Here is a 26,505-nt window from a genome sequence, read left to right as displayed (position 1 = left end):
AAAGTTGTCTGCGCTCGCCAGACCTCTTGCACGTTGGGCTCGCTGTCAGCCTGAGGCGCGGGACTCCAGCCGTCCCACCCAGGCCGCCAGCGGCTCGGGCCGCCCGAAGAGGTAGCCCTGCAGGCACTCGCACTGGCTTTCGACCAGAAAGTCGGCCTGGGCGCGTGTCTCCACCCCCTCGGCCACCACGCGCAGGTTGAGATGGCGGGCCACCGAGATGATGGACTGCACGATGGCCGTGTCATTGGGGTCGTCGGGCGTGTCGTCCACAAAGCTCTTGTCGATCTTGAGCTCGTAGAGCGGGAGCCGCTTGAGGTAGGCCAGACTCGAATAGCCGGTGCCAAAGTCGTCGATGGAGAAACGCACGCCCAGCTGCACGATCTCGGTCATGCGGGCGATTGTGTCGTCCAGGTCTTCGATGAGCAGGCTTTCGGTCACCTCCAGGATCAGATGGGCCGGGTTGGCGCCGGTGTGGGCCAGGATGTGGCGCACGCGCTCCACAAAGTCGTCCTGGCGGAACTGCCGCTCGCTCACGTTGACGGACAGCGACAGCGCGTGCCCTGCCACCTGCAAGCGTGCCAGGGTCTCACAGGCTTGCTGGATCATCCAGTCGCCCATGCGCAAGATGAGGCCCGAGGCCTCGGCGATGGGGATGAAGCGGCTGGGCGGGACGTTGCCGCGCACGGGGTGGTCCCAGCGCATCAGCAGCTCGCCGCCCACGACGTTGCCCGCAGCGTCCACCTGGTTTTGCACAAAGGCGGCCAACTGGCCCAGGGTTTGCGCTTTTTTTAGGTCCTGCTCCAGCGCCAGGCGCTCCTGCACGTCGGCCTGCATCGCGGCTTCGTAAAAGCGGATGCGGTTGCGACCCAGGTCCTTGGCGCGGTACATGGCCGTGTCGGCCTCCCGCAGAAGGTCTTCCACACCCTCGCCCCGCTTGGGGAAGAGCGTGATGCCGATGCTGCCGGTGGTGCTGTAGAGGTGGGTGTCGATGGTGTACGGAGCTTCCAGCGCGGCGCGCATCTCCTCGGCCACCAGCAGCGCAGCGCGCCCGGCGGACTCCATGTCCGACGCCACGTTGTGCACCAGCACCACAAACTCGTCCCCACCCAGGCGCGCCACGGTGTCGCCCGGGCGTTGCAGCTGCGTGAGCCGCTGGGCCACCTGCATGAGCAGCATGTCACCCACCGTGTGGCCCCGTGCATCGTTGATCTGCTTGAAGTTGTCCAGGTCGATGTAGAGCACCGCCCCCACCTGGGCGGCCTTCAGAGCATTGGCCAGTGCGTGTTCCATGCGGTCCAGCAGCATGCGCCGGTTGGGCAGGCCGGTGAGCGCGTCAAAGTACGCCAGCTGGTGTGACCGCGCCTCGGCCTGCTTGCGTTCGGTGATGTCGCGCGACAGCGCGATGAACCGGGGTTCGTCGCCCGGGGCGGCGCTCTCCTTGCGCGCAATCGACAACTCGAACCAGTGGGCCACCCCGCCCAGCTCCAGCCGGAACTGGTGGCCTGACGAGTACCCGGTCTGGTGGGCCGCTTGCAGCGCCGCATGGCAGCCGGCGGCGGCTTCGGGGGGGACCACATCGCGCAGCAGGCGGCCCAGAAACATCTCTGGCGGCACCGCCAGCTCTCCCGATCGTGCCGACCGGTAGTGGTGGATGCAGCCGTCCAGCCCCAGTTCGAACAACAAATCAGGAATGGCGCTGAGCGTGCTCTCCAGGTCATCCCGGGTGGCGCGCAGTTCGGCCGTCATGTCGCGCGCCAGTGCCAGCGCACGCTCGCGCCCCGTGGCCAGCAGCCAGGTGAACCAAGCCAGGATCAGGCTCAGCACCGTGCCCAGAAGTGCCACAGGGTGGTGTCCATCGTCCTGAAAGCGCTGCACAAAGCCCGGTAGTGGGGCCATGTGCAAGGTCCAGCGGCGCCCGCCCAGCTCCACCTCGCGCCGCGCCAGCAACGCCGGGGCGCCAGCGCCCAGGACCGGTGCCTTCAGGTTGCTGAACAGCAGCGCACCCGCTCCCGCAGCGGCATCTCCTGGTCCGGTGCCGGGGGATGCCGCACCCGCGCCCGGGGTGCTGTCGGTGATCTGCAGGCCGATGTCCGCGTCAAACTCCCGGGACATGCCATGGATCACGTCCTCCATGCGAAACGGAGCGGACACCCAGCCCGCCAGTCCCTGCCGACGCCCTTCCACCTTGCTGTTGTCAGCGTCGGCGCGGTAGAGGGGCATGTACATGACCAGCCCAGGGGCAGCGTTTTGCATCAGGGTCAGTCGCCCGGACAACGCCAGCGCTCCGGTGTCACGGGCCCGGTCCAGCGCCTCCTTGGCGGGGGGAATGGTCAACACATCCAGTCCCAGCGCCTTGAGGTTGGGGCCCTCCAGCGGCTCGATGTGGGTGATGGGTGCCAGCCACTCGCGCTCGCCGGGCGGGCGCACCGCGTACTGGTCAAAACCGCGCTGGCGCATGTCCTCCAGATGCGCAGCGAGCGCCTTGCCAGGGAACTGCAGAATCAGCGACACCCCCTGCAGCCCGGGACGGGTTGCCTGCAGCTGCAGCGCGCTCACATAGGCCTGAAACTCCTCGCGGTCGATGCGCTCCGACCCCTCAAAGTAGCCCTTGACGCCGCGCAACACCACCTCGTAGGTCGCCATGCGGTCCTTGAGGTTGTAAGCAATCTGGTCGGCCGCCACCTCAAAGTTCTGCTCGCGCTTGGTCCTCGTGTTCTTTTCTTCGCTCTGCCAGTACAGGAAGGTCAGCCCCAAGGTCAGCAGCGCGATCAGTGGGGGCAGCACAACGGGCAACCAGCGGTGGTTGCTGGTGCCCGCAACCCCTTCAGACACCCATGCCGCCTGCCGTGGCTCGGCGAGGTCATCGTTGTCTGGGGCTGGGTGGGGTGTCATGGTGGATGGTGTGACTTGGATGCACCGGCATCGTGCACCGGCGGTGCTGCCCCATTATGAGCATCTGTCCTGCGCCGAAAAGGGGCATTTGCGCGCAAACTGCACAGGCCGGGTCCCGGCTTGCAGTTTATGCTTCCACCCGCTGGGCCAACGGCTATGCGCCCGCACCCACTTCCCGTATCAACCCCGGCAATACCCACCACAAAGGCCTGGCATGGCATCGCTCGATTTCGACCTGGAGGAATCCCAATTTCGCAGCTGGTACACCGCGCAGGCGGTTGCGCTGGAAGACGCCTGTGCAGCGCTGACCGCGCGGGTGGCGGCGGTGGTGACCCAGGCGGGCAGCGTGGACATCAACAAGGTGGAGGGCCGTGTGAAGGATGTGGACGAATGCGTGCGCAAGTTCGTGCGCAAATACCGTCCGGCGCTGGAAGAGAGCAACACCCCCTACGACATAGAGGCTTACATCACCGACCTGATTGGCGTGCGGGTGGTGTGCCTGTATGAAGACGAGCTGGAGAAGATTGCCCAGATCGTGCGCGCCCATTTCGCCGTGATCGACGTGACCGACAAGGTCTCGGCGGTGGAAAGCACCGAGGCGTCCTTTGGCTACAAAGGGCTGCACCTGGACCTGCGGCTGAGCGTGGCCGAACGCGACCTGCCGGAGCACGCGGCCTATGCCGAGTGGCCCTTCGAGCTGCAGGTGCGCACCATCATCCAGGACTCGTGGAGCGTGCTGGACCACAAGATCAAGTACAAAAAATCCATCCCGGGCCAGCTTAAGCGGCGCATCAACGTGCTGTCCGCCCTGTTCGAGCTGGCCGACCGCGAGTTCCGCCAGATTCGCGATGCCACGGCGGCCGAGTTGCTGCAGGCCCCCGACGAAACCGCCGAACCCGCAACCGATGTCGCCGCCGATTTGCAGGCGCCCACCCGCGCAGCCGCCACCAGCAGCGAACTGAACGCGTTCACGTTCTTGAAGATCGCCACGCATTTTTTCAAGGACTTCGAATTCGAGCCGTCCAAGGTCGATGGGTTTGTGGACGACATCCAGGCCTGGTCAGCCGGCATGACACGTGCGCGCTTCAACAGTCTCATGCGCGAGACGATCGGAGTGGTCAAACGCTACAAGCAGCACTTTGAAGAGCAAAACCCGCAGGGCAGCTTCAACCCGTACACGGTGATCCGGCACTGCCTGTATCTGAGTAACAAGACGGCGTTCCGCCCCGCACTGCGCAACTCGGCCCGCGAGTCGTTCGAGGCCTGGCTGAGCGACAACGCGGAGCCCAAAGTGCAGGGTTGAGGCGAAATCGGCGCAAGCGCTAGTGCTAATTGCCTGAGTTGCTATCATTTTTGATAGCTCCGCAGCCTTCGTCGCCGAACCGGCGCGCCGCCCCTGGGGCCACGTCAATTTGTCGCATAGGCGACTGGACATTGGTGGTTTTACTCCATGCGCTTGTTACCAAGTGCTGCTATATTGCACTGCAACAAAACGGAGTTTCGCCCCATGCTGTACCACCTCTACGAAACCCAGCGCTCCTTGATGGAGCCCTTCACAGATTTTGCGCAGGCGGCTTCCAAGTTGTTCAGCAACCCCGTCTCGCCGCTGAGCCAGACCTCAGCAGCACAGCGCATGGCTGCCGGTTACGACCTGCTCTACCGCCTGGGCAAGGACTACGAAAAGCCCGCCTTCGACATCCACACGGTCGACGTGGACGGTATCGGTGTCGCTATCCATGAACGCATTGAGGTCGACCAGCCGTTTTGCGAGCTGCGCCGCTTCAAGCGCTTTTCGGACGACCCTGCCACGCTGACCAAGCTCAAGGGCCAGCCCGTGGTGCTGATCGTGGCACCGCTTTCGGGTCATTACGCCACGCTGCTGCGCGACACCGTGCGCACCATGCTCAAGGACCACAAGGTCTACATCACCGACTGGAAGAACGCCCGCCTGGTGCCGCTGTCGGAGGGGGAGTTCCACCTCGACGACTACGTCAACTACGTGCAGGACTTCATCCGCCATCTGCAAGGCATCTACGGCAACTGCCACGTGATCAGTGTGTGCCAACCGACGGTGCCCGTGTTGGCAGCCGTGTCGCTGATGGCCAGCCGCGGCGAGAAAACGCCCCTGACGATGACCATGATGGGTGGCCCCATCGACGCTCGCAAGTCGCCCACGGCAGTGAACAATCTGGCGACCAACCGCAGCTACGAGTGGTTTGAGAACAACGTGATCTACCGCGTGCCGGAGAAATTTCCCGGCGCGGGCCGCCGCGTGTACCCGGGTTTTTTGCAGTACACCGGTTTTGTGGCCATGAACCCGGACCGCCATGCGACCAGCCACTACGATTACTTCAAGGACCTGATCAAGGGCGACGACGCAAGTGCCGAGGCGCACCGCAAGTTCTACGACGAGTACAACGCCGTGCTGGACATGGATGCGGACTACTACCTCGAAACCATCCAGACCGTGTTCCAGGATTACAAGCTGGTGAACGGCACCTGGGATGTGCGCTCACCCGCCGGCAAGCTGGAGCGCGTGCGTCCTCAAGACATCAAGACCACAGCCCTCTTCACGGTGGAAGGCGAGCTGGACGACATCTCTGGCTCGGGCCAGACCGAAGCGGCCCACGACCTGTGCAGCGGCATCGTGCGCAAGGAGCAGCGCCACCTGGAAGCCAAGGGCGCAGGCCACTACGGTATCTTCAGTGGCCGCCGCTGGCGCGACATCGTGTACCCCAAGGTGCGCGCATTCATCCTGGAACACGAGTTGCCTGCCAAGCCCGCCACTGTGGCCGCAACGTCCACACCGGCCCCCAGGCTCGCCAGCCCTGCACCGGCCCCTGCCAAGGTTGCCAGCAAGCCCGCACCGGCAGCCAAACCCACTGCCACCAAGGTGATCAAGGCGACCAAGGCGCCTACAGCAGCAGCCAAGTCTGCCCCAGCCCGCGCTGCGGCCAAGCCCGTGGCGGCCACCGCTGTGGCCACCCGCTGGGTGCAGCCCGCCGCGGCGCCCACAGGTGCAGCGCAGGCGCCCACCGCTGATCTGGCCACGGCCCAGACCAGCGCCACAGCGGCGCCGTCCACCCGCAGCGGCAGCAAGAGCAAGGCGCGCAAGGCTTGAGCCACCCCGCCTCCGCCAACACCACCCCATCCCACGCTGCCCTCACCGACTTGGCAGCGCGGATTGATGCCGCCCTGCCCCAGACGCAGTGCACGCGCTGCGGCTATCCCGACTGCGCCAGCTATGCGCAGGCCATCGCCCAGGGGGAGGCGGCCATCAACCAGTGCCCTCCGGGCGGTGCGGAGGGCGTGGCCCGCTTGGCCGCCATCACGGGCCATGCCGTGGAGCCCTTGAGCGCAGACCACGGGGTGGAGGCACCGCGCAGCGTTGCCTTCATCGACGAGGCGTGGTGCATTGGCTGCACCTTGTGCATCAAGGCCTGCCCCACCGATGCCATCGTGGGCTCCAACAAGAAAATGCACACCGTCATCGAGCCTTACTGCACAGGGTGCGAGCTGTGCATCCCGGTTTGCCCGGTAGATTGCATCCAGCTCGACAACGCCAGCGGCATGGCCACCGGATGGGCTGCGTGGTCTGATGCGCTCGCGCTCCAAGCCAAACAGCGGTATCAGCAACACCGTCAGCGGGTGCCGCTGGAGGATGTAGAGGACGAAGGCTCCGGAGCGCAGGCCGATTCGACATCGGCCGCCACCCACAGCCCAGCCGCCGCTGCGGTGGCTGCCGAGGGCATCGAGGCACGCAAGGCGGCCATTGCCGCCGCCATGGAGCGCGCGCGCCAACTGCGCGAAAAAGGGTCGCGCTGAGAGCGACACCCAGGTTGCTGGACGAGAAACCGCTTGTCTGCGGATTACCGCGCGGCCAGTGACTTGTACACGCCGCAGCCCACGTACCAGTCCCCCACCCGGCTCACGTAGGACATCTTGGTTTGCACCGCGCCGGTGGCCGGGTTGTTGATGTCGTACTCAACCCACCCCGGGGCGCGGTCGGCCTGGGTCACGATGTCGCTCACCAGCCGGTCGCCTGCAATGCCGGGGATGTCTTGCACCCGCGTGCCCACCTTGGCCGGGTTGCCACCAAAGGCCAGATAGGTCCCGCCGGCGTCCAGCACAAACACATACATGTCACGGTCATGGTAGGGCTGGGTTTTGTCGGTGATGCTGCGCAGGAATTGATCACGCGAACTGGTCTTGTGCAGCGCCACCGCCTTGTTCACCAGGGCCACTGCCTCATCGGCTGTGCCCTGCTGCAGGCGAAACGCCGCCACCGCTTGCGACAGGGTGGACGCGCGGTGCTCCAGCGCCTCGGCCTGCGAGACCGCGTGGCCCACCATCTGGGCGTTGTGCTGCGTGATCTGGTCGAGTTGCTGCACGGCGGAGCTGACTTCGCTCAGTCCCGTGCTTTGCTCGGCGCTGGAGCCGGAGATCTCGGTCATGCTCGCCGCCACGCTGCGGATGCCGCTGGCCATGTTGGCAATGCCCTCGCCCGCCGATCGGATCAACCCGGCGCTGGCCTCCACCTGGCTGACCGAGGCGCCGATCAGCTCGCGGATCTCCCGCGCCGCATCACCCGAGCGCTTGGCCAGCGTGCGCACCTCGCCCGCCACCACGGCAAAGCCCCGGCCCTGCTCGCCCGCACGGGCGGCCTCCACCGCAGCGTTCAGGGCCAGGATGTTGGTCTGAAACGCAATGCTGTCGATGACACCAATGATCTCGGTCATGCGGCGCGCGCTTTGCTGGATGGCCTCCACCGACTGCACGGCGCGGGCCATGGCCTCGGCGCCGGTGTCGGCTGCCTTGCGTACTTCTGCGGCGCGGGCATCGGCGCTGCGCGCGGTCTGTGCGTTGCTCTGCACGGCCGACGACAGCTGCTCCACGCTGGCAGCCGTCTGCTCCAGGTTGGCCGCCTGCTGTTCGGTGCGATCGGCCAGCGACCGGTTACCTTGCGCCAGGCTTTGTCCCGCATGGGCCACCAATGCGGCATTGCTGCGGATATCGGCCACCATGGCCGACAGTGCGAGCACCATGCGGTCCAGCGACTGGGCCATGGACCCGACCTCGTCCCGTCCATACACACCCGCCCTGGCACACAAGTCACCGCGTGTGGTCTGCTCCATCGCATGCGACAAGCCTTGCAGGTCGGATGCCAGACCCGCATACAACGCGCACAGTGCATACAGAACCACGGCGGCTGCCAATGCCACCGCCCACCACGGAGCATCCAAGGCGGCCATCGCCAGGGCGCCAGCCATCACCACGCCCAGCGTCACCAGTTTGCCCGGCAGGTGCCACCTGCGCATCCACCAGAGCCCGGGGCGCAGCGGTAGGAATCCAGACATCTTGTCTCCGTTATCGTTTTTGAATGTGGGCCATGCTATGTGCCCGCTCTTACGTCGGATTGACAACTCGGCATGGGGTAAACAGTGCTTGACTGCGCACCTGGCCCCGCCCCTCGCCATAGACGGCGCGACACCCTGCACCGTGCCGTGGGCGTATGCCCTTCGCCCATAATGTCGCTCCATGAATCCCCTGCTCTCCCAACTCCAGCCTTACCCCTTCGAGCGGCTGCGGCAACTCTTTGCGGGAGTCACACTCCCGGCGGCTTACAGCCCCATCAGCCTGGGCATGGGTGAGCCGCGCCATCCTACACCGCAGTTCATCAAAGATGCACTCAGTAACAACCTGGGCGGACTGGCCAGTTACCCCGCCACCGCAGGCGAACCCAAGCTGCGCGAGGCCTTCACCCAGTGGATACAACAGCGCTATGCGCTGAACCTGGACCCGGGCACCCAGGTGCTGCCCGTCAACGGCTCGCGTGAGGCACTGTTTGCGTTTGCGCAGACCATCATCGATCCCTCGCAAGGCCAGCCGCTGGTCGTCTGCCCCAATCCGTTTTATCAAATCTATGAAGGTGCCGCCCTGCTGGCGGGAGCCCAGCCGTACTACGCGGCCAGCGACCCCGGCCGCAACTTTGCGGTGAACTGGGACGCGGTGCCCGAGGCTGTGTGGCAACGCACCCAGCTGCTCTTCGTCTGCTCCCCTGGCAACCCCACGGGCGCCGTGATGCCGCTCAGCGAGTGGAAGAAGCTGTTTGAGCTGAGCGACCGCTACGGTTTTGTGATCGCCTCGGACGAGTGCTACAGCGAGATCTATTTCCGCGACGAGCCGCCCCTGGGCGGCCTGCAGGCTGCGGCGCAGCTGGGGCGCGGCGACTTCAAGAACCTGATCTCCTTCACCAGTCTGTCCAAACGCAGCAATGTGCCCGGCATGCGCAGCGGCTTCGTGGCTGGCGACGCAGCGCTGATCAAGTCGTTCTTGCTCTACCGCACTTACCACGGCAGCGCCATGAGCCCCATCGTGCAGGCCGCCAGCATCGCTGCCTGGGGGGATGAAAAGCACGTGGTGGACAACCGGGCGCTGTACCGCAAGAAGTTTGCCCAGGTCACGCCGCTGCTGGCTGGCGTGATGGAAGTCGCCCTGCCGGATGCCGGTTTTTACCTGTGGGCCAAAGTACCGGAAGCCCTGGGGATGGACGATGCCGAGTTCGCGCGCGCCCTGCTGGCTCAATACAATGTCACGGTGCTGCCCGGCAGCTACCTGGCCCGCGAGGCCCAGGGGAGCAACCCCGGCGCCCAGCGCGTGCGCATGGCCCTGGTGGCCGAAGCCGAAGAATGCGTGGAAGCTGCGCTGCGCATCGTGCAATTCATTCAATCCCGTACTGCCTGATCTGATCGACAACAACATGACCCAACAACTCCAAACCCTCATCGACAACGCCTGGGAAAACCGCGCCAGCCTCTCGCCCGCCGCCGCCCCCAAGGAGATCCAGGACGCCGTCGAGCATGTGATTGCCGAGCTGAACAATGGCAAGCTGCGCGTGGCCACCCGCGAAGGCGTGGGCCAGTGGACCGTGCACCAGTGGATCAAGAAGGCCGTGCTGCTGTCGTTCCGCCTCAAGGACAACGAGGTCGTCAAGGCTGGCGACCTGGGCTTTTACGACAAGGTGCAGACCAAGTTTGCCCACCTGTCCGAAGAAGAAATGAAAGCCACCGGCGTGCGCGTGGTGCCACCCGCCGTGGCCCGCCGTGGCAGCTTCATCGCCAAGGGCGCGATCCTGATGCCCTCTTACGTGAACATAGGCGCCTACGTGGGCGAAGGCACCATGGTTGACACCTGGGCCACCGTGGGTTCGTGCGCGCAGATTGGCTCCAACGTGCACCTGTCGGGTGGCGTGGGCATTGGCGGTGTGTTGGAGCCTCTGCAGGCCGGCCCCACCATCATCGAAGACAACTGCTTCATCGGCGCCCGCTCCGAGGTGGTCGAAGGCGTGGTGGTCGAAGAAAACTCCGTACTGGGCATGGGTGTCTACCTGGGCCAGAGCACCCCCATCTTCAACCGTGCCACGGGCGAAATCAGCTACGGCCGCGTGCCCTCGGGCTCGGTGGTGGTCAGCGGCAACCTGCCCAAGACGGCCGCCAACGGCACGCCCTACAGCATGTACGCCGCCATCATCGTCAAGCAGGTCGATGCGCAAACGCGCTCCAAGACCAGCATCAACGACCTGCTGCGCGACTGATTGACGGGGACCTGCGGACGGCCCGGGCCGTTCGCCCCACCGACAGAGACTGACAACAAGAGGGAAACACCATGAGCACGATGGAACGAATTCTTCGCCTGATGGCAGAGAAAAAGGCCTCCGACGTCTATCTGTCGGCCAACGCGCCCGCGCTGATCAAGATCAACGGCGAGTGCGTGCCCATCAACAACCAGATCCTGCCGCCCGATGCGCCGCGCAACCTGCTGTCCGAAGTGGTCCCCCCGGACCGTATCGAAGAGCTGGAAGAAACCGGCGAACTCAACATGGGTGTGCCGCTCAGCGGCGTGGGTCGCTTCCGGGTCAGCGCCATGCGCCAGCGTGGCAGCTATGCGGTGGTGATCCGCTTCATTTCGCAACAGATTCCCGAGTTCGATTCCTTGGGCCTGCCCCCGGTGATGCGCGAGCTCATCATGGAAAAGCGCGGCCTCATCCTGATGGTGGGCGCCACGGGCTCGGGCAAGAGCACCTCGCTGGCGTCAATGATCGACACCCGCAACGAGGCGCTCACCGGCCACATCCTCACCATCGAGGACCCGGTCGAATACCAGTTCAAGAACAAGAAATCCATCGTCAACCAGCGCGAGATCGGCAGCGACACCCAGTCCCTGCAGACGGCCCTGAAAAACGCGCTGCGCCAGGCGCCCGACGTGATCCTGATCGGCGAAATCCGCGACCGCGAAACCATGTCGGCCGCCATCGCCTATGCGCAGTCGGGTCACCTGTGCCTGGCCACGCTGCACGGCAACAACAGCTACCACGCGCTCAACCGCATCCTGTCGTTCTACCCCGTCGAAGTACGACCCACCATGCTGGGCGACCTGGCATCGGCACTCAAAGCCGTGGTTTCCCAGCGCCTGGTGCGCAAGACCGACGGCGGCCGGGTGCCGGCAGTTGAAGTCATGCTCAACACCAAGCTGGTGTCCGATCTCATCGAAAAAGGGGACTTCTCGGGCGTCCGCGAGGCCATGGAAAAATCCATGGCCGAAGGATCGCAGACCTTTGAAGAAGCGCTGGCCCGCCTCATCATGGATGCGCAGATCGACCGCAAGGAAGGCATGGCCTACGCGGATTCGCCCACCAACCTGATGTGGCGCCTGCAAAATGACTTTTCCTTGGCCGCCAACGCCGCCAAGGCCCAGAAAGAAGCACGCGATGCACCCGACGATGCACCGTCGTTCACCGAGATCGTGCTGGACGTCAAGCCGGCGGCGTGATGTGACGCCCCTTGAGCGGACTGTGGAGCCCTCCCTCTGGGGGACGACGCGCTCGGTGCCTGGCATCCCTTGCTTGGCGGCTCTGGCCTGGGCCACGCAGCGCCAATGCCTGTACCCATGATCGCAGCCCGGCTGCCTGTCTCCATTCCCTGACCCCATCCCATGTCCCGTACCCTGCACCTGGCTGAACAGCTCATCTCCCTGCCCTCCATCACGCCGGAGGACGCCGGCTGCCTGGATTTGCTGGCCACACGGCTCGCTCCGCTCGGGTTTGTGTGCGAACGACTGGACAGTGGTCCCACAGACTTCCGTGTCAGCAATTTGTGGGCAAAGCGACCGGTAGCGCCAGTGAATCATGCCTCATCCGCTATCAAAACAGTAGTATTCGCAGGCCATACCGATGTCGTCCCCACCGGGCCTCTGGCCCAGTGGAGCAGCGACCCGTTCGTGCCCACCCATAAGGACGGCAAGCTCTATGGCCGGGGTGCGAGCGACATGAAGACCTCCATCGCAGCCTTTGTGGTCGCGGTGGAAGAGTTCCTGGCCGCCACGCCCGCACCGCTGATCGAGCTGGCCTTTTTGCTGACCAGTGACGAGGAAGGTCCTTCCGTTGACGGCACCAAGGTCGTGGTCGAGCAGCTCCAGGCGCGTGGCGAAAAGCTTGATTACTGCATCGTGGGCGAACCGACCTCGGTCGAGAAAACCGGTGACATGATCAAGAATGGACGGCGTGGCACCTTGAGTGGCAAGCTCAGCGTCCGCGGTGTCCAAGGCCACATCGCCTACCCACAACTGGCCCGCAACCCCATCCACCAGGCCCTGCCCGCTCTGGCAGAACTGGCCTCCACTATGTGGGACAACGGCAATGCGTTCTTTCCGCCCACTAGTTGGCAGATCAGCAACATCCATGGCGGCACCGGCGCCACCAACGTGATCCCGGGCGAGGTGGTGATCGACTTCAACTTCCGCTTCTCGACCGAATCGACGGCAGAGGGGCTGCAGCAGCGCGTGCACGCCTTGCTTGACCGCCACGGCCTCGAATATGACCTGCGCTGGACGCTGGGCGGCCAGCCCTTCCTCACCACGCCCGGTGAACTGGTGGGCGCCGTGCAGCAGGCCATCGCCTCCGAGACAGGCATCACCACCGAACTCTCCACCACCGGTGGTACCAGCGACGGGCGTTTCATTGCGCAGATCTGCCCCCAGGTGATCGAGCTGGGCCCGTCCAATGCCACGATCCACAAGATCGACGAGCATGTGGTGGTGGCCGATATCGAGCCGCTCAAGAACATCTACCGCCGCACGCTGGAGAACCTGCATGCACAGGCCCTGGCGGCCCAGGCGGTGGCCGCATGAGCAAGGCAACCAGCCACAATCCACCGGCAGTTGCAGGTGACACCGTTGGCGCACTGATCGAATGGGGCACTCAGCAGCTGGAGTCGGCCGACGTCTCGTTCGGCCATGGCACCACCAATGCGCACGACGAAGCTGCGTGGCTCGTGTTGTGGCGCCTGGGCCTCCCGCTGGATAGCGACCTCTCCGATGCAACAGAGTCCATCAAAAACAAGCCGGTAGCGCCCGCAGAAAAAGCGTTGATTGCTACACTTTTTGAAGAACGTATTGCCAGTCGCAAGCCAGCCGCCTACCTCACGCGCGAGGCCTGGCTCCAGGGCGTGCCGTTCTATGTGGACGAGCGCGCCATCGTGCCGCGCAGCTTCATTGCAGAGCTGCTGGTGGACGGCAGCGTGGACGAGTTCCTGAGCGACCTCACCCATCGGGTGCTGGACCTTTGCACGGGCAACGGCAGTCTGGCTGTGCTGGCGGCGATGGCCTGGCCCGAAGTCGAAGTGACCGGTGCTGATATTTCGCCCGACGCCTTGGCCGTGGCACGCATCAATGTGGAGAAACATCGGCTGCAGGACCGTATCACCTTGCAGTTGTCCGATGGACTGAGTGCCCTGCCCGGCCCCTGGGACCTGATCCTGTGCAACCCGCCCTACGTCAACGCCGACAGCATGGCCGTGCTGCCCAGCGAATACCGCGCAGAGCCCGAACTGGCCCTAGCCGGCGGCAAGGATGGCATGGACTTTGTGCGCCAGCTGTTTGCCGCCGCGCCCGCTTGCATGAGCGAAGACGCTGTGATCATTCTGGAGATCGGCAACGAGCGCGCTTATTTTGAGGCGGCCTTCCCGCAATTGCCGGTTTTCTGGCTCGATACCAGTGCAGGAGAAGACCAGGTTTTGCTGGTCACCCGGCAGGCGCTGGCTGCCCAAACCCGGCTCACGGCACAATAGAGCCCTTTACGCCACCTTTGGCTGCTGCAGTGGCTGTGCCGTTGGCAGTTGCGCTGGCCCCCAGAGTTTTGCATGCCACCCGCCTTGTGCGGGTGCGCTTTTTTCTGATTCCCGGATGATCACCCTCAAGAACGTTACCCTGCGCCGAGGCACGAAAGTCGTGCTCGACAGCGTGTCCACCACCATCAACCCCGGCGAAAGCGTCGGGCTTGTGGGCCGCAATGGCGCGGGCAAGTCCAGCCTGTTTGCCCTGCTCAGCGGCAAGCTCCATGAAGATGGCGGGGATTTTCACATCCCCTCGAGCTGGCGGATGGCCGAGGTCGCGCAGAACATGCCCGAGACCGACCAGTCGGCCACCGATTTTGTGCTCGAAGGCGACACGCGTCTGGCCGAGGTACAACGCCAGTTGGCCGAAGCCGAGGCCAGCGACGATGGGATGGCCATTGCCCATTCCTATTCGGACCTGCATGACGCCGGCGCGCACGATGCCGTGGCGCGTGCCCAGGCGCTGATCCTGGGCCTGGGTTTTCGCGTGAGCGAACTCGACCAGCCCGTCAACAGCTTCTCCGGTGGCTGGCGCATGCGACTGCAATTGGCGCGTGCGCTGATGTGTCCCAGCGACCTCCTGCTGCTGGACGAGCCCACCAATCACTTGGACTTGGACGCCCTGGTCTGGCTCGAAGCCTGGCTCAAGCGCTACGCGGGCACCATGATCGTGATCAGCCACGACCGCGAGTTCCTGGATGCCATCACCAACGTCACCCTGCAAATCCAGCAAGGCGAGTTGAACCGCTACGGTGGCAACTACAGCAAGTTTGAAGAGCTGCGCGCCCAGCAGCTCGAACTGCAACAGGCCAGCTTTGCCAAGCAGCAGGAGAAGATGGCCCACCTGCAGAAATTCATCGACCGCTTCAAGGCCAAGGCCAGCAAGGCCAAGCAGGCGCAAAGCCGGGTCAAGCAACTCGAACGCATGGAGAAAATCGGGCCTGTGCTCGCCGAGGCGGACTTCACTTTCGAGTTCAAGGAACCGGCCAACTTGCCCAACCCAATGCTGGCCATCAGCGACGCCTCGTTCGGCTATGTGGACGACGAGGGTACGCCCACCACCATTCTTACGGGCGTCAACCGTTCGGTGCTGGCGGGGCAGCGCATCGGCATCCTGGGCGCCAACGGTCAGGGCAAGTCCACGCTGGTCAAGACCATTGCGCGCACCATGAAAGCACTGGGCGGCAGCATCACCGAGGGCAAGGGCCTGAACATTGGCTACTTTGCCCAGCAGGAACTCGACGTGCTGCGCCCGAGCGAACACCCGCTGGAGCACATGATCCGCTTGGCCAAAGAGCTGGGGCCTGATGCCAAGCAACCCAGCCGGGAGCAGGATCTGCGCAGCTACCTAGGCAGCTTCAACTTCACCGGGGACATGGTCAAGCAGGCCGTGGGCACCATGAGCGGCGGTGAAAAGGCGCGCCTGGTGCTGGCCATGATCGTATGGCAGCGCCCCAACCTGCTGCTGCTGGACGAGCCTACCAACCACCTGGACCTGGCCACCCGCGAGGCCCTGGCGATGGCGCTCAACGACTTCGATGGCACTGTGATGCTGGTCAGCCACGACCGCGCGCTGCTGCGCTCGGTCTGCGAGGACTTCTGGATGGTGGGCCGGGGTGTGGTCGGCCCATTCGATGGCGACCTGGACGACTATCAACGTTACCTGCTCGAAGAGTCCAAGCGCCTGCGCGAAGAAGCACGCCTTGCCGAGCAGGCGCTGGCCTCACAAACTCCTGCAGCAGCGCCCGCCGCAACACCGGCACCCGTGGTCACGCTGGCCTCCGTTGCCGCGCCAGCACCGGCTCCCGCTCTGTCCCCTTCGCGCGATGGGCGCGAGCAGCGCAAGCTTGACGCTCAAACACGCCAGCAGCTGGCCGAAAAGACCCGGCCACTCAAAAAAGAGCTGGAACAGATCGATAAACGCTTGACGGCCCTGAGTGCAGAACGCACCCAATTGGAGCAAAAACTGACGGAAGCCTTGCCTCCTGCAGAGATCGCCGAGTGCGGCCGGCGATTGAAAGCCGGAAACGATGAAACGGAAAAACTGGAAGAGCGTTGGCTGGAAATTTCTTCCGAACTCGAAGAAATTTCAGCGGCCTCGGTGGGCTAAAGATGTAAAGTCCTGTAAATTCTTTCCAGAATTTTCCGGACTTTCCATTGACCCATCTCGTTTTTACGCTATCAAATGTGTAGCTTTTTTAGTGTAAATCTACAGGCTATTGCGGTTGCATTTTTTTGCGAAAGGTTGTCAACGGACTGTGGACCGCCCGCGTTGTTGGTACATCACAGGAGTTTTCCACCATGAATACCACCACAATCTTGTCCGCTTGGCCCGAAGACGAACGCGACCGCAAGCGCGCACCGGCCCGCTTCTAAAGCGCTGCGGCCTTGCCTCTGTTGTGTAGTCACACAGTGCACATCAAGCATAAACCATACCAAGTCATGAGAAATGTGGCCACATTAGCTCCATATTTCTCAGGTGGACCATAGCAAGCTCGGAGTTGACCTCCGCAATTCTTGCAAGTCCCAACAAAAAACCCCGCAGATGCGGGGTTTTTTGTTGGTCCAAAAGGACGGAGCAGCCTCTAGCCCATGTGCAGGCCGCCATTGACCGAAAAGTCTGCACCGGTGGCGTATCCGCCCTCTTCCGAGGCCAGCCAAGCGATGATCGATGCAATCTCGCTGGGCTCACCCAGGCGTTTGACAGGCACCGTGGCGACAATCTTTTCCAGAACATCCGGACGGATTGCCTTGACCATGTCAGTGCCGATGTAGCCTGGGCTTACCGTATTGACGGTGACGCCCTTAGTGGCCAGTTCCTGCGCCAGGGCCATCGAGAAGCCATGCATGCCCGCCTTGGCGGCGGAATAGTTGGTTTGCCCCGCCTGACCTTTTTCGCCGTTGACGGAGCTGATGTTGATGATGCGGCCCCAGCCCTTTTCCACCATGTCAGACACCACCTGTTTGGTGACATTGAACATGCTGTTGAGGTTGGTTTCGATCACGGCGTCCCAGTCTTCGCGCGACATCTTGAGGAACATGCGGTCGCGTGTGATGCCAGCGTTGTTCACCAGCACGTCAATGGTGCCGTGCTCTGCCTTGGTCTTGCCAAAGGCTTCCACGGTGGAATCCCAATCACCCACGTTACCGACCGACGCATAAAACGTATAGCCCAGGGCCTTTTGCTCTGCCAGCCATTTGGCGTGGTCCCGTGTCGGGCCGCAACCAGCGATGACTTTGAAACCTTCCTTGTGCAGGCGCTGGCAAATGGCGGTACCGATGCCTCCCATGCCACCGGTGACATACGCGACTTTCTGGCTCATGTGATTTCTCCTTGTTAGTGATTGGCTCAGGACCCACTCTACCGAAGAAATTGGGCACTGCCGTGAAGGAAAACACTGAAGCCCTTTCCTTTTTGACATATCCACATGCGTCACACAGCTGACGCGAGGCACGCTTAGCGACGCGTCACCGGCGTAGCGCCTGCAGATGCACCAAATGGAGGCAGGAGATCGGCTGCTGTGGACTGCGGCACCCCCGCAAGGACTGGCTTGAAATGCAGGCGCTGTGTTGCGCTAGACGTGCCGTGGCGCCAGCGGCAAGGATTCCCATCCCGGCTTGGCGAACAGATAACCTTGCTGGTAGCGAACGCCCACCGAACTCAGGTAGGCGGACTCAGCGGAGGTTTCAATGCCCTCCGCCACAATGTCGATGGACAACCGTTGGCAGACCAGCGCAATGCCGCACACGATCGCCTGTCGCACGGGGTCCTGATCGATATTGCGAATCAGCTCCATGTCGATCTTGAGCACATGGGGCTGAAATTGCACCAGCATGTTCAGCCCCGCGTAGCCCGCACCAAAGTCGTCGATGGCCGTAATGAGGCCCTGGCGCCGGTATTCATTGAAGATGGACTTCAGGTGTGCACCATTGCTGACCTGCTCGCCCTCCGTCACCTCGAACATGATCCGGTTGTGCGGAAAATCGAACTCTTCAGCCGCCTCCATGGTGGCGCGGATGCAGGTCTCGGGCCGATACACCGCATTGGGCAGGAAGTTGATGCTCAGTCGGCAGTCTGGCAGGCGGGCGAGCCCTAGGCGCGACGCTAGTTCAATGGCCTTGACGCGGCACGCCTGGTCAAACCGGTAGCGGTTGGTGTCATCCACCCACGACAGCACTGTACCAGCCGACTCGCCATCCACACCGCGTACCAGCGCTTCGTAGGCGAACGGACGATCCAACTCCAGATCCATGATGGGCTGGAACGCCATCGTGAAGTCGAACGGAAGCTGCGTCTTGTCACGACAGGATTGGCAGCCCACAGGTTCGAAGGGTTGGGCAAAAATGGTCACTGTCATGGAGAACCATGGTAACGCATCATTACAAAGCTGCAGCCTCGTGTTGCTACGTAGACCATAGCCCCAACGCGGCCCCAGCGACTAAAGCACGAAGACCGCCACCGCCTCGGCCAGCCGGTCGGCCTGGCCTTTGAGGGTCGCGGCGGCTGCAGCCGATTCCTCCACAAGAGCGGCATTTTGCTGCGTCATCTGATCAAGCAGGCCCACCGACTGATTGACCTGCGCTATGCCCGAGGACTGGTCTCTGGCTGCAGTATGAATCTCACCCATCATCGCGCTCACACGCTGGACCGATCCCACAATTTCGGCCATGGTACGGCCAGCATCATCAGCCAATTGCCCTCCCTGTGACGCCTTTTGCACCGATGCGCCGATCAAGCCCGAGATCTCGCGGGCTGCTTGTGCCGAGCGCTGCGCCAGCCCCCGCACTTCGGTGGCGACTACTGCAAATCCGCGCCCCTGCTCACCGGCACGCGCAGCCTCCACAGCCGCATTGAGGGCAAGGATGTTGGTCTGAAATGCGATGGAGTCAATCACGCCTGTAATGTCAGCAATGCGAGCTGAGCCTTCGTTGATATCACGCATGGTCCGCACCACTTCACCCACCACGTCCCCACCGCGCCGGGCGACCCCTGCGGCCGACACCGCCAGCGTGTTGGCCTCGGCGGACGCAGCGGCAGTCTGCCCCACGGTGCCTGTCAACTGTTCCATGCTGGCAGACGTGGCTTGCAAACTACCGGCAGCATGTTCGGTGCGTACAGACAGGTCTTGCGCTCCGCTTGCGATTTCTTCGCACGCCACTGCCATGCCGGCTGCGGCCTGCTGCACGGTAGCTACGGTCTGATGCATCCGGTCCAGGGCTTCCTTCAGCGCTCGCCCGCCTGGCGTGTGAACTGACAAGCGTGACATGTCCAACATGATGCGGTCACCGTGCGCCAGCGACGCCGTCAGACGTCGCAGCTCAGAGGATTCTTGAGCCGTCCGGCCCATCTTCACGGCAAGGATGACCTCCAACACCGTCTGGATCACCACGTACAGCGCATGCAACATCACTTGGCCCAGGTCAGGAGCGGTAATGCAGTACAGGCCAACCCCTGACGCCTGAAGCCGATCAAACACAACATGGTGTACGGCGAACAATGCCGCAGCCCAAACAATGGGCCGCCAGTCCAGATACACCAGTAGCAGCGCCAGCGTCACGAAGACACCGAAATGGAACTCCAGCATGCCGCGAGCCAACTGGATATGCAGTGCAACCAAGCTGACCTGCACAAACGACAACACAAGACGCGATGCCAGCGTGCCCGGAGCCAAAGCATAGGCCACAGCGGCAACCGTACCCAACAGCAAAACTGCAGTCAACGCCAGCATCGAATCCACAAACTGCAAGCCCAGCACAATGGCTGCCAGCGAACTCAGTCCAATAGCTGCCAAGATGACCCGGTCACCGAGCAAGGCGCCTGGGACCGGACCACCTGCACGTTCTGAGAAATCCGCGGGGGGCGCAGAAAAAATGGACATGGAGATCAAAAATTAACCGTTATGTATGAATTGTAAACTATTTGGTAATTTTATGACCATGCATTTCAATATTCGACTGGACAAAAAAAGGGCCGCATGTAAATGCGGCCCTTTTTCTGTCGCCTGCTGCCTCGTCAATCAACAACCAGCAAGGGCAGTCCTGGCCGAGGCTTTGAGGTTAACGCTCTACAGCCAGCGACACGCCCATGCCACCACCGATACACAGCGCGGCCAGGCCCTTCTTCGCGTCACGGCGCTGCATTTCGTGCAAGAGCGTGACCAGAATGCGGCAGCCCGACGCGCCGATGGGGTGGCCGATGGCGATGGCGCCTCCGTTCACGTTGACCTTGGCGGGGTCAATGGCCAGTTCCTTGTTCACAGCGCAGGCCTGTGCGGCGAAGGCTTCGTTCAGCTCGAACAGGTCCACGTCGGCGGCGTTCCAGCCTGCACGCTGCAAGGCCTTGCGCGAGGCCGGCACGGGGCCCATGCCCATGGTGGCAGGGTCCAGGCCGCTGGTGCCAAAAGCGGCGATGCGCGCCAGAGGCTTGAGGCCAAGGGCGGCAGCCTTCTTGGCGCTCATCACCACCACAGCAGCGGCGCCATCGTTCAGGCCCGATGCGTTGCCGGCGGTCACGCTGCCCGCCTTGTCAAAGGCGGGGCGCAGGCCGGCCAGGGCTTCAGCGTTGGTCTTGCGGTTGAGGTACTCGTCGGTGTTGAACAGGATGGGGTCACCCTTCTTCTGAGCCAGGCTCACGCCGACGATTTCATCGGCGAACTTGCCAGCATCTTGTGCAGCAGCTGCCTTTTGCTGGCTGGCCAGGGCCAGTGCGTCCTGCATGTCGCGGGTGATGCCGTACTGCTTGGCCACGTTTTCAGCCGTGATGCCCATGTGGTACTGGTTGTACACGTCCCACAGGCCATCCACGATCATGGTGTCCACCAGCTTCCAGTCGCCCATGCGCTGGCCGTCGCGCGAGTTGGGCAGCACGTGCGGCGCCAGGCTCATGCTCTCCTGGCCGCCGGCCACGACGATCTCGCTGTCACCCCAGGCCACGGCCTGGGCAGCCAGCATCACGGCCTTGAGGCCGGAGCCGCACACCGCGTTGATGGTGAGTGCAGGGGTTTCCTTGGCCACGCCCGCCTTCATGGAGGCCTGACGCGCGGGGTTCTGGCCCACGCCAGCTGCCAGCACCTGACCCATGATGACTTCGCCGATCTGGTCGGACGAGAGACCTGCGCGCGCAATCGCTTCACGGATCACGATAGCGCCGAGTTCGGTCGCAGGCGTCTTGGCCAGCGAGCCACCAAACTTGCCCACAGCAGTGCGAGCGGCAGAAACGATGACGATGTCTTCCATGGAATGTCCTTGTAGTGGAGAGTGGTGGTTCAGTGATTCTCGCAGCGCCAAAAGTCAGGACTTTTGCGTATCAGGCTTTCTGCTTGACATAGCGGCCGGGCGCGGGCTCGATGGCCTTGAACTTGGTGCCTTTGCCGTAGGCCTTGGGCGAGGCAATCTGTTTGCCCGCGTGGCTCTTGAGCCAGCCTGACCAGTCGGTCCACCAGCTGCCGGGGTGCTCGGTAGCGCCTTCCAGCCATTGGTCCAGCGTGCCTGGGAACTTGCCGTCGGCGCGGGTCCAGTGGCTGCGCTTGCCCTTGGCGGGTGGGTTGATCACGCCCGCGATGTGGCCTGAGGCACCCATCACAAAACGCTTCTTGCCTGGCAGCACCTGGGTGGACGCATAAGCGGCCGTGGCGGGCACGATGTGGTCTTCGCGCGAGCCGTAGATGTAGACAGGCAGGTCGAGGCTGCCCAGGTCCAGCTTTTCGCCGCACACGGTGAGCTTGCCCGGCTTGACCAGGTTGTTTTCGAGGTAGAAGTTGCGCAGGTACCAGGCGTAGAACGGGCCGGGCAGGTTGGTGCTGTCGCTGTTCCAGTACAGCAGGTCAAACGCCGGCGGCGTTTCGCCCTTGAGGTAGTTGCCCACCACGTAGTTCCAGACCAGATCGTTGGGTCGCAAGAAGCTGAAGGTGGACGCCAGGTCCTGCCCCTTCATCAGCCCGCCATGGCCCATCTGCATCTCGCGGAACTTAACGAAGGCTTCATCGATGAACACGTCCAGAATGCCCGTGTCGGTGAAGTCGATCAGCGTGGTGAGGAAGGTGGCACTGGCCACGGGCTCGTCGCCGCGCGCTGCCAGCACGGCCAGCGCATTGGACAGGATGGTGCCGCCCACGCAAAAACCCAGCGCGTTGATCTGCTCGGCACCGGTGATGTTCTGCACTACGTCGATGGCGGCCATGGCGCCATCTTCCACGTAGTCGTCCCAGGTCTTGTGGGCCAGGCTGTCATCAGGGTTGCGCCAGCTCACCACGAAGGTGCGGTGGCCTTGTTCCACCGCGTAGCGGATCAGCGAGTTCTCGGGCTGCAGGTCGAGGATATAGAACTTGTTGATGCAGGGGGGCACCAGCAGGAACGGGCGTTCGTACACCTTGGCCGTGAGGGGCTTGTATTCGAGCAGCTGGAACAGCTCGTTTTCGAACACCACAGCGCCTTCGGTGGTGGCCACATTGCGGCCTACCTCGAACAGGCTCTCGTCGGTCATCGACACGTGGCCCTGCGTGATGTCGTGCAGCAGGTTCTGCATGCCCTTGGCGATGCTCTCGCCCTTGGTCTCGATGGCTTTCTTCTGCGCTTCGGCATTGAAGGCGAGGAAGTTGCTGGGCGCCATGGCTGCCATCCACTGCTCCACGCCAAATCGGATGCGGGCCTTGGTTTTTTCGTCGGCCTCGACCGCCTCGGCCAGGCCCATCAGCGTGCGAGCGTTGAGCAAGTAGGCAGCCGCAGAAAACGCCGCCACGGGGTTGCTGGCCCAGCCCTCACCGGCAAAACGTTTGTCCTTGACCTCGGGGGTGCCCTGCAGGCCCTGCGCCCAGAGGTCCTGGGCTTCTTTGAGGTATTGCTGCTGCAACGCCTGCAGCTTGGTTTGCGACAGCTTCAGGGGTGCGGCGGCGGGTACCTGCGCCCCCAGGTCCAGTTTCTGGAACGATTGCAGCGCCTGCGACCAGCTTTGCCCGAAAATCTGCTGGAACTGCTGGGCGCTCTCGGCCCAGGGTGATTCAGAAGTCATGCTCATTCCTCGATGGTTGGTCGCTCGCAGCGGCTGGGGCCTGATTTTTGTTTCGCGGGTTCATTGTTGCCCACCGCCATGGTGCATGGCAACGAATTCAACGCTTTCAGTGCACACAAACCAATGTACCTCATCGTCATCGCCTGGACCTACGTCACTCTCATGATGGCGGTGGCCGAGGCCACCAGTCCGCAGGGCACCGTGCTGGGCGCCATCATCACGTTCGCGTTGTATGGCCTGCTACCCATGGGCATCCTGGTGTACATCCTGGGCACGCCTTCGCGCAAGCGCAAGATCAAGGAACGGGAGGCGGCCGAACAGGCTGCATATGACGCGGAGCAGGCTGCAGCCTACGCGGCCGATGCGGGAGCCGAGCCGGCAGCGTCAGCCGCGCCAGATGCAGGCGGCAAAGCGCCCGCTGCCGCCGAGGGCGGCGCTGTCACGGCGGTGCGAAAAGAACCTTGAGGCCTGCGTGACGGTGCACCACGGCGGGGTGCTGTCGTTGCCGTAAATGTGCGTGATGCCCATGGCACGCAGCCGCAGCCGGGCCAGCCCTGCGAGATCGCACAGGTACTTGCCCGGTGCGTCGGGACGGGCCACAAAACATGGAGCTGCCGCAGTGCCCAATGCGCCCGGCGCGTCGCAGAACGCTGCGCGCACCTCAGCCCCTACCTCGAAAGCTATGGGGCCAATGCAGGGGCCCAACCAGGCCAGCGTGTGGGCAGCAAGCTCTGAAGCGGCCGGAGAGTCTGGCGCAGATGCTCCGTTTTTGATAGCTATTGAGGCATGATGCACTAGCGCTTCATGGCAAAAATGCTTGAAAACCGATTCCAGCACGCCCTGCCCTGCGTGCCCGGCCAGCCCGCGCCAGCCGGCGTGGGCCGCAGCCACCACCTGGCCTGAGCGGTGGGCCAGCAGCACGGGCAGGCAGTCGGCCACCATGATGGTGCAGACGGCGCCGGGTGCGCTGGCCACGCAGGCGTCGGCCTCTGTGCCGTCGGGGGTGCTCGCATTGAGCAGCACCACACCATCTCCATGCACCTGGTTCAAGAACACCGCGCGGGCGTCCGGGGTGGTGGATTGCAAGGCGGACTGCAAGGTCTGCCGGTTGGCAGCCACTGCCAGCGGATCGTCGCCCACATGGGTGCCCAGGTTGAACTGGTCGTACGGTGCGCGGCTCGCACCGCCCGTGCGCGTGGTGCACAGCGCATGCACACCGGGCGGTGCGGGCCAGTCGGGCACCAGCCAGTCTGCGTGCCGGCTTGGGACCGACGATGACACAGGCGTCACGCTTCGTTGTCCGGGCAGGCCAAGGGCTGCGCCTGCTGGAATGCAGGCAGTGCCATGCAGGCGTCAAACACCCCCATGGTGAGTGGCAGGCCGTCCAGACTGACCTTGAAGCGCTGGGCATTGAAGATCTGCGGCACCAGGCAGCAGTCGGCCAGCGTGGGCGTATCGCCCCAGCACAGCACCGAGGGCGCCATGCCCTGTGCTGCGCGTTCTTGCGCCAGCAGCTCCAGTTGCCGCTCAAACGCCTCCAGACCGCAACGCACCCAGTGGTGGTACCAGGCGTTCTTGGCATCCTCATTCACCTTCAGGTCGCGCACCAGGTACTTGAGCACGCGCAGGTTGTTGAGCGGATGGATCTCGCACGCCACCATCTGCGCCAGCGCCCGCACCCGGGCCCGGGCCAGCGGCGTGGCGGGAAGCAAAGCGGGCGTCGGGTGGGTTTCGTCCAGGTATTCGATGATGGCCATGGACTGGGACAGCGCCGTCCCCCCGTCGGTCACCAGTGTGGGCACCAGTGCGTCGCCAATGCGGCGCAGGTACTCGGGGTCCTTGTGTTCGCCCTTGACGAGGTGCACGGGCAGGTAGTCATAGTCTAGGCCCTTGATCTGCAGCGCGATGCGCACGCGGAAGGAGGCAGAGGAGCGGAAGTAGTTGTACAGTTGCATGGAAGAACGGTGCCTGTGATGGGGTCTGTGGGGATACGGAACCGGCGCAGCGTGGTGCCAGCACGCCGCAGATGGCAAGCCTCTGGGCCCTGAGAGCGCGGGACGTGCCGGTCAGGCGCCCGAAGTGCCTGCCGGGTCCTGGTGGTTGTATACGACTTTGGAGAGCAGCACCATCAGGTCGGCGCTTTCCTGGGCGGTGAGCGGTGCGGTCAGGCGTTCCTGCACCCGCTGGGCGGCGTCGCGCATCTGCAAGGCGGCTACTTCTCCTTCGGGGGTGATCCACAGCAGCTTGCGGCGGCGGTCGCGGGTGTCGGGCTCGCGGCGGATCCAGCCGCGTTTCTCCAGGCGCCCGATCACCGAGCCGGAAGTGGCTGCATCGAACGCCACGCGGGCGGCCAGGGTCACCTGGTCTTCGCCCGGCTGGGCCAGCAGCTCGTGCAGGATGGCGAACTGCACCGGCGTCACGTCAAATCCGGCCGTCTCTTCCATGAAAAGTGCCACGGTCCGCTGGTGGGCGCGGCGCACCAGGTGGCCCGGCGTATTGTGGAAATCGAAGCTCTTTGCCATGGGCGCGAGTGTAGCGCCCCCCAGCAGAGGGTCTGCGCCCATGGCACACTGCCACACTGCGGCGCACACGGTACTGCGCCCGGGTTTTTGACAGCATTCCCAGAACCATTGAAAGGCAGACATGAGCTACGTGTTTCCTCCAGCCCCCGTGGTCAGCGTGCCCGTGGTGGGCAGCGGCGAACGGTTTCCGGTACACCGCATCTACTGCGTGGGCCGCAACTACGAAGAACACGCCAAGGAGATGGGTTTCACCGGCCGCGAGCCACCATTCTTCTTCCTCAAGCCTGCGGATGCCATCGTGGTCGTCAACGCGGGCGAAACCGGGCAACTGCCCTACCCCAGCCTCACTGCCAACCTGCACCACGAGATCGAGCTGGTGGTGGCCATTGGCCAGGGCGGCAAGAACATTCAGGCTGCCGACGCTTTCAGCCACATTTATGGCTACGCCGTGGGCCTCGACATGACCCGCCGCGACCTGCAGAACGACATGAAGAAACAGGGCCGCCCCTGGTGCATCGGCAAGGGCTTTGACGCCAGCGCTCCCATCGGCCCCATCACCCCGGCAGCGCAGGCAGGTGATGTGGCCAACGCGCCCATCTGGCTGCAGGTCAACGGAGCGGACCGCCAGCGCAGCACCGTGACCCAGTTGATCTGGAACATTGCCGAGACCATCGAGCACCTGTCGGCCGCGTGGGAGCTGCAGCCCGGCGACCTGATCTACACCGGCACCCCCGAAGGCGTGGGCGCCGTGGTGCGTGGCGATACGCTCGAAGGCGGCATGGCAGGACTCACGCCCTTGCGCCTGACCGTAGTCTGAAGACCACCGGGCAGCCCCGCTGCCCGGCCAGGCAAACGCCGAAAATGCTACGATTTTCATAGCTGGTAGCGCATGTTTCACTAGCGCTATCAGCAACTC

21 protein-coding genes are annotated in these 26,505 nt (G+C 63.6%); 11 read left to right on the top strand and 10 right to left on the bottom strand.

Features of this window, described 5'->3' with window-relative positions:
- Positions 1–45 precede the first annotated feature (45 nt).
- The gene (locus tag AC07X4_RS04070) at positions 46–2,892 is read right to left on the bottom strand and encodes a bifunctional diguanylate cyclase/phosphodiesterase (protein WP_494739318.1); all 2,847 of its coding nucleotides are present in this window, start codon (positions 2,890–2,892) and stop codon (positions 46–48) included.
- Between the two features lie 214 nt (positions 2,893–3,106).
- On the opposite strand from AC07X4_RS04070, the gene AC07X4_RS04065 reads away from it, so the two are divergent.
- The 3 genes from AC07X4_RS04065 (at position 3,107) to rsxB (ending at position 6,717) form a co-directional block, all read left to right on the top strand.
- Positions 3,107–4,195 (top strand): GTP pyrophosphokinase, encoded by a 1,089-nt coding sequence (locus tag AC07X4_RS04065; protein ID WP_494739317.1) that lies wholly within the window; start codon positions 3,107–3,109, stop codon positions 4,193–4,195.
- A gap of 204 nt (positions 4,196–4,399) precedes the next feature.
- A complete protein-coding gene (gene phaZ / locus AC07X4_RS04060) occupies positions 4,400–6,013 on the top strand; it encodes a polyhydroxyalkanoate depolymerase (RefSeq protein WP_494739316.1) in 1,614 nt (537 codons plus the stop codon).
- Positions 6,010–6,717, top strand: a complete 708-nt coding sequence (gene rsxB / locus AC07X4_RS04055) for an electron transport complex subunit RsxB (RefSeq protein WP_494739315.1) — start codon at positions 6,010–6,012, stop codon at positions 6,715–6,717. Before phaZ ends, rsxB begins: the two co-directional genes overlap by 4 nt.
- A 44-nt stretch (positions 6,718–6,761) precedes the next feature.
- Here rsxB and AC07X4_RS04050 read toward each other — a convergent pair whose 3' ends face one another.
- Positions 6,762–8,249, bottom strand: coding sequence for a methyl-accepting chemotaxis protein (locus AC07X4_RS04050; protein ID WP_494739314.1), 1,488 nt, complete (start codon positions 8,247–8,249; stop codon positions 6,762–6,764).
- Between the two features lie 181 nt (positions 8,250–8,430).
- Here AC07X4_RS04050 and dapC point away from each other — a divergent pair, with 181 nt between their 5' ends.
- The 6 genes from dapC to AC07X4_RS04020 all read left to right on the top strand — a co-directional run bounded on the left by dapC (position 8,431) and on the right by AC07X4_RS04020 (position 16,170).
- Complete coding sequence (gene dapC / locus AC07X4_RS04045) at positions 8,431–9,636, top strand: succinyldiaminopimelate transaminase (protein ID WP_440596123.1); 1,206 nt, start codon at positions 8,431–8,433, stop codon at positions 9,634–9,636.
- A 16-nt stretch (positions 9,637–9,652) separates the two neighbouring features.
- The gene (dapD, locus tag AC07X4_RS04040) at positions 9,653–10,486 is read left to right on the top strand and encodes a 2,3,4,5-tetrahydropyridine-2,6-dicarboxylate N-succinyltransferase (RefSeq protein ID WP_056744941.1); all 834 of its coding nucleotides are present in this window, start codon (positions 9,653–9,655) and stop codon (positions 10,484–10,486) included.
- A gap of 71 nt (positions 10,487–10,557) precedes the next feature.
- On the top strand, positions 10,558–11,721 hold the full coding sequence (locus AC07X4_RS04035) for a PilT/PilU family type 4a pilus ATPase (RefSeq protein ID WP_494739313.1): 1,164 nt from the start codon (positions 10,558–10,560) through the stop codon (positions 11,719–11,721).
- 162 nt (positions 11,722–11,883) lie between these two features.
- Positions 11,884–13,077: a succinyl-diaminopimelate desuccinylase gene (gene dapE, locus AC07X4_RS04030; RefSeq protein ID WP_494739312.1), complete on the top strand. Its 1,194-nt coding sequence runs from the start codon at positions 11,884–11,886 to the stop codon at positions 13,075–13,077.
- On the top strand, positions 13,074–14,015 hold the full coding sequence (gene prmB, locus AC07X4_RS04025; RefSeq protein WP_494739311.1) for a 50S ribosomal protein L3 N(5)-glutamine methyltransferase: 942 nt from the start codon (positions 13,074–13,076) through the stop codon (positions 14,013–14,015). Before dapE ends, prmB begins: the two co-directional genes overlap by 4 nt.
- Positions 14,016–14,130: 115 nt before the next feature.
- Entirely contained in the window at positions 14,131–16,170 is a 2,040-nt protein-coding gene (locus AC07X4_RS04020) for an ABC-F family ATP-binding cassette domain-containing protein (RefSeq protein ID WP_494739310.1), read from the top strand.
- 475 nt (positions 16,171–16,645) lie between these two features.
- Here the strand turns inward: AC07X4_RS04020 and phbB are convergent, their stop codons facing one another.
- From phbB to AC07X4_RS03995, 5 genes are all read right to left on the bottom strand, one after another.
- A complete protein-coding gene (gene phbB, locus AC07X4_RS04015; RefSeq protein WP_056062618.1) occupies positions 16,646–17,383 on the bottom strand; it encodes an acetoacetyl-CoA reductase in 738 nt (245 codons plus the stop codon).
- A gap of 252 nt (positions 17,384–17,635) precedes the next feature.
- On the bottom strand, positions 17,636–18,418 hold the full coding sequence (locus AC07X4_RS04010; RefSeq protein ID WP_494739309.1) for an EAL domain-containing protein: 783 nt from the start codon (positions 18,416–18,418) through the stop codon (positions 17,636–17,638).
- 81 nt (positions 18,419–18,499) lie between these two features.
- Positions 18,500–19,939: a methyl-accepting chemotaxis protein gene (locus tag AC07X4_RS04005; protein ID WP_494739308.1), complete on the bottom strand. Its 1,440-nt coding sequence runs from the start codon at positions 19,937–19,939 to the stop codon at positions 18,500–18,502.
- Between the two features lie 178 nt (positions 19,940–20,117).
- Positions 20,118–21,296 (bottom strand): acetyl-CoA C-acetyltransferase, encoded by a 1,179-nt coding sequence (locus AC07X4_RS04000; protein WP_056644674.1) that lies wholly within the window; start codon positions 21,294–21,296, stop codon positions 20,118–20,120.
- Positions 21,297–21,366: 70 nt separating this feature from the next.
- A complete protein-coding gene (locus AC07X4_RS03995; protein WP_494739307.1) occupies positions 21,367–23,067 on the bottom strand; it encodes a PHA/PHB synthase family protein in 1,701 nt (566 codons plus the stop codon).
- Between the two features lie 123 nt (positions 23,068–23,190).
- Between AC07X4_RS03995 and AC07X4_RS03990 the strand changes: the two genes are divergently transcribed.
- Entirely contained in the window at positions 23,191–23,532 is a 342-nt protein-coding gene (locus AC07X4_RS03990; RefSeq protein ID WP_494739306.1) for a hypothetical protein, read from the top strand.
- On the opposite strand, the gene AC07X4_RS03985 is transcribed toward AC07X4_RS03990, so the two are convergent.
- The 3 genes from AC07X4_RS03985 to AC07X4_RS03975 all read right to left on the bottom strand — a co-directional run bounded on the left by AC07X4_RS03985 (position 23,452) and on the right by AC07X4_RS03975 (position 25,589).
- Positions 23,452–24,357: a purine nucleoside phosphorylase YfiH/LACC1 family protein gene (locus tag AC07X4_RS03985; RefSeq protein ID WP_494739305.1), complete on the bottom strand. Its 906-nt coding sequence runs from the start codon at positions 24,355–24,357 to the stop codon at positions 23,452–23,454. The two genes, AC07X4_RS03990 and AC07X4_RS03985, sit on opposite strands and share 81 nt — an antisense overlap.
- Positions 24,354–25,022 carry a maleylacetoacetate isomerase gene (gene maiA, locus AC07X4_RS03980; protein ID WP_494739304.1) on the bottom strand — a complete coding sequence of 223 codons (669 nt, stop codon included), beginning with the start codon at positions 25,020–25,022 and terminating at the stop codon, positions 24,354–24,356. The genes AC07X4_RS03985 and maiA overlap by 4 nt, the downstream gene beginning before the upstream one ends.
- Positions 25,023–25,133: 111 nt before the next feature.
- Complete coding sequence (locus AC07X4_RS03975; protein ID WP_043566498.1) at positions 25,134–25,589, bottom strand: MarR family winged helix-turn-helix transcriptional regulator; 456 nt, start codon at positions 25,587–25,589, stop codon at positions 25,134–25,136.
- A 121-nt stretch (positions 25,590–25,710) separates the two neighbouring features.
- Here AC07X4_RS03975 and AC07X4_RS03970 point away from each other — a divergent pair, with 121 nt between their 5' ends.
- Positions 25,711–26,406, top strand: coding sequence for a fumarylacetoacetate hydrolase family protein (locus tag AC07X4_RS03970; protein ID WP_494739303.1), 696 nt, complete (start codon positions 25,711–25,713; stop codon positions 26,404–26,406).
- Positions 26,407–26,505 lie beyond the last annotated feature (99 nt).

This window comes from Acidovorax sp. GW460-11-11-14-LB4, assembly GCF_059423685.1.
Note: the sequence above shows the minus strand (reverse complement) of the source record. Positions and strands in the feature narration are given on the sequence as shown.

Coding starts and splice junctions, on each gene's coding strand:
- prmB (WP_494739311.1), top strand. CDS start 13,074: ATGAGCAAGGCAACCAGCCACAATCCACCGGCAGTTGCAGGTGACACC.
- AC07X4_RS04070 (WP_494739318.1), bottom strand. CDS start 2,892: ATGACACCCCACCCAGCCCCAGACAACGATGACCTCGCCGAGCCACGG.
- AC07X4_RS04050 (WP_494739314.1), bottom strand. CDS start 8,249: ATGTCTGGATTCCTACCGCTGCGCCCCGGGCTCTGGTGGATGCGCAGG.
- dapE (WP_494739312.1), top strand. CDS start 11,884: ATGTCCCGTACCCTGCACCTGGCTGAACAGCTCATCTCCCTGCCCTCC.
- AC07X4_RS04005 (WP_494739308.1), bottom strand. CDS start 19,939: ATGTCCATTTTTTCTGCGCCCCCCGCGGATTTCTCAGAACGTGCAGGT.
- AC07X4_RS03995 (WP_494739307.1), bottom strand. CDS start 23,067: ATGACTTCTGAATCACCCTGGGCCGAGAGCGCCCAGCAGTTCCAGCAG.
- AC07X4_RS04000 (WP_056644674.1), bottom strand. CDS start 21,296: ATGGAAGACATCGTCATCGTTTCTGCCGCTCGCACTGCTGTGGGCAAG.
- dapC (WP_440596123.1), top strand. CDS start 8,431: ATGAATCCCCTGCTCTCCCAACTCCAGCCTTACCCCTTCGAGCGGCTG.
- AC07X4_RS03990 (WP_494739306.1), top strand. CDS start 23,191: ATGTACCTCATCGTCATCGCCTGGACCTACGTCACTCTCATGATGGCG.
- AC07X4_RS03970 (WP_494739303.1), top strand. CDS start 25,711: ATGAGCTACGTGTTTCCTCCAGCCCCCGTGGTCAGCGTGCCCGTGGTG.
- AC07X4_RS03975 (WP_043566498.1), bottom strand. CDS start 25,589: ATGGCAAAGAGCTTCGATTTCCACAATACGCCGGGCCACCTGGTGCGC.
- maiA (WP_494739304.1), bottom strand. CDS start 25,022: ATGCAACTGTACAACTACTTCCGCTCCTCTGCCTCCTTCCGCGTGCGC.
- AC07X4_RS04010 (WP_494739309.1), bottom strand. CDS start 18,418: ATGACAGTGACCATTTTTGCCCAACCCTTCGAACCTGTGGGCTGCCAA.
- dapD (WP_056744941.1), top strand. CDS start 9,653: ATGACCCAACAACTCCAAACCCTCATCGACAACGCCTGGGAAAACCGC.
- AC07X4_RS04035 (WP_494739313.1), top strand. CDS start 10,558: ATGAGCACGATGGAACGAATTCTTCGCCTGATGGCAGAGAAAAAGGCC.
- AC07X4_RS04065 (WP_494739317.1), top strand. CDS start 3,107: ATGGCATCGCTCGATTTCGACCTGGAGGAATCCCAATTTCGCAGCTGG.
- phaZ (WP_494739316.1), top strand. CDS start 4,400: ATGCTGTACCACCTCTACGAAACCCAGCGCTCCTTGATGGAGCCCTTC.
- phbB (WP_056062618.1), bottom strand. CDS start 17,383: ATGAGCCAGAAAGTCGCGTATGTCACCGGTGGCATGGGAGGCATCGGT.
- AC07X4_RS04020 (WP_494739310.1), top strand. CDS start 14,131: ATGATCACCCTCAAGAACGTTACCCTGCGCCGAGGCACGAAAGTCGTG.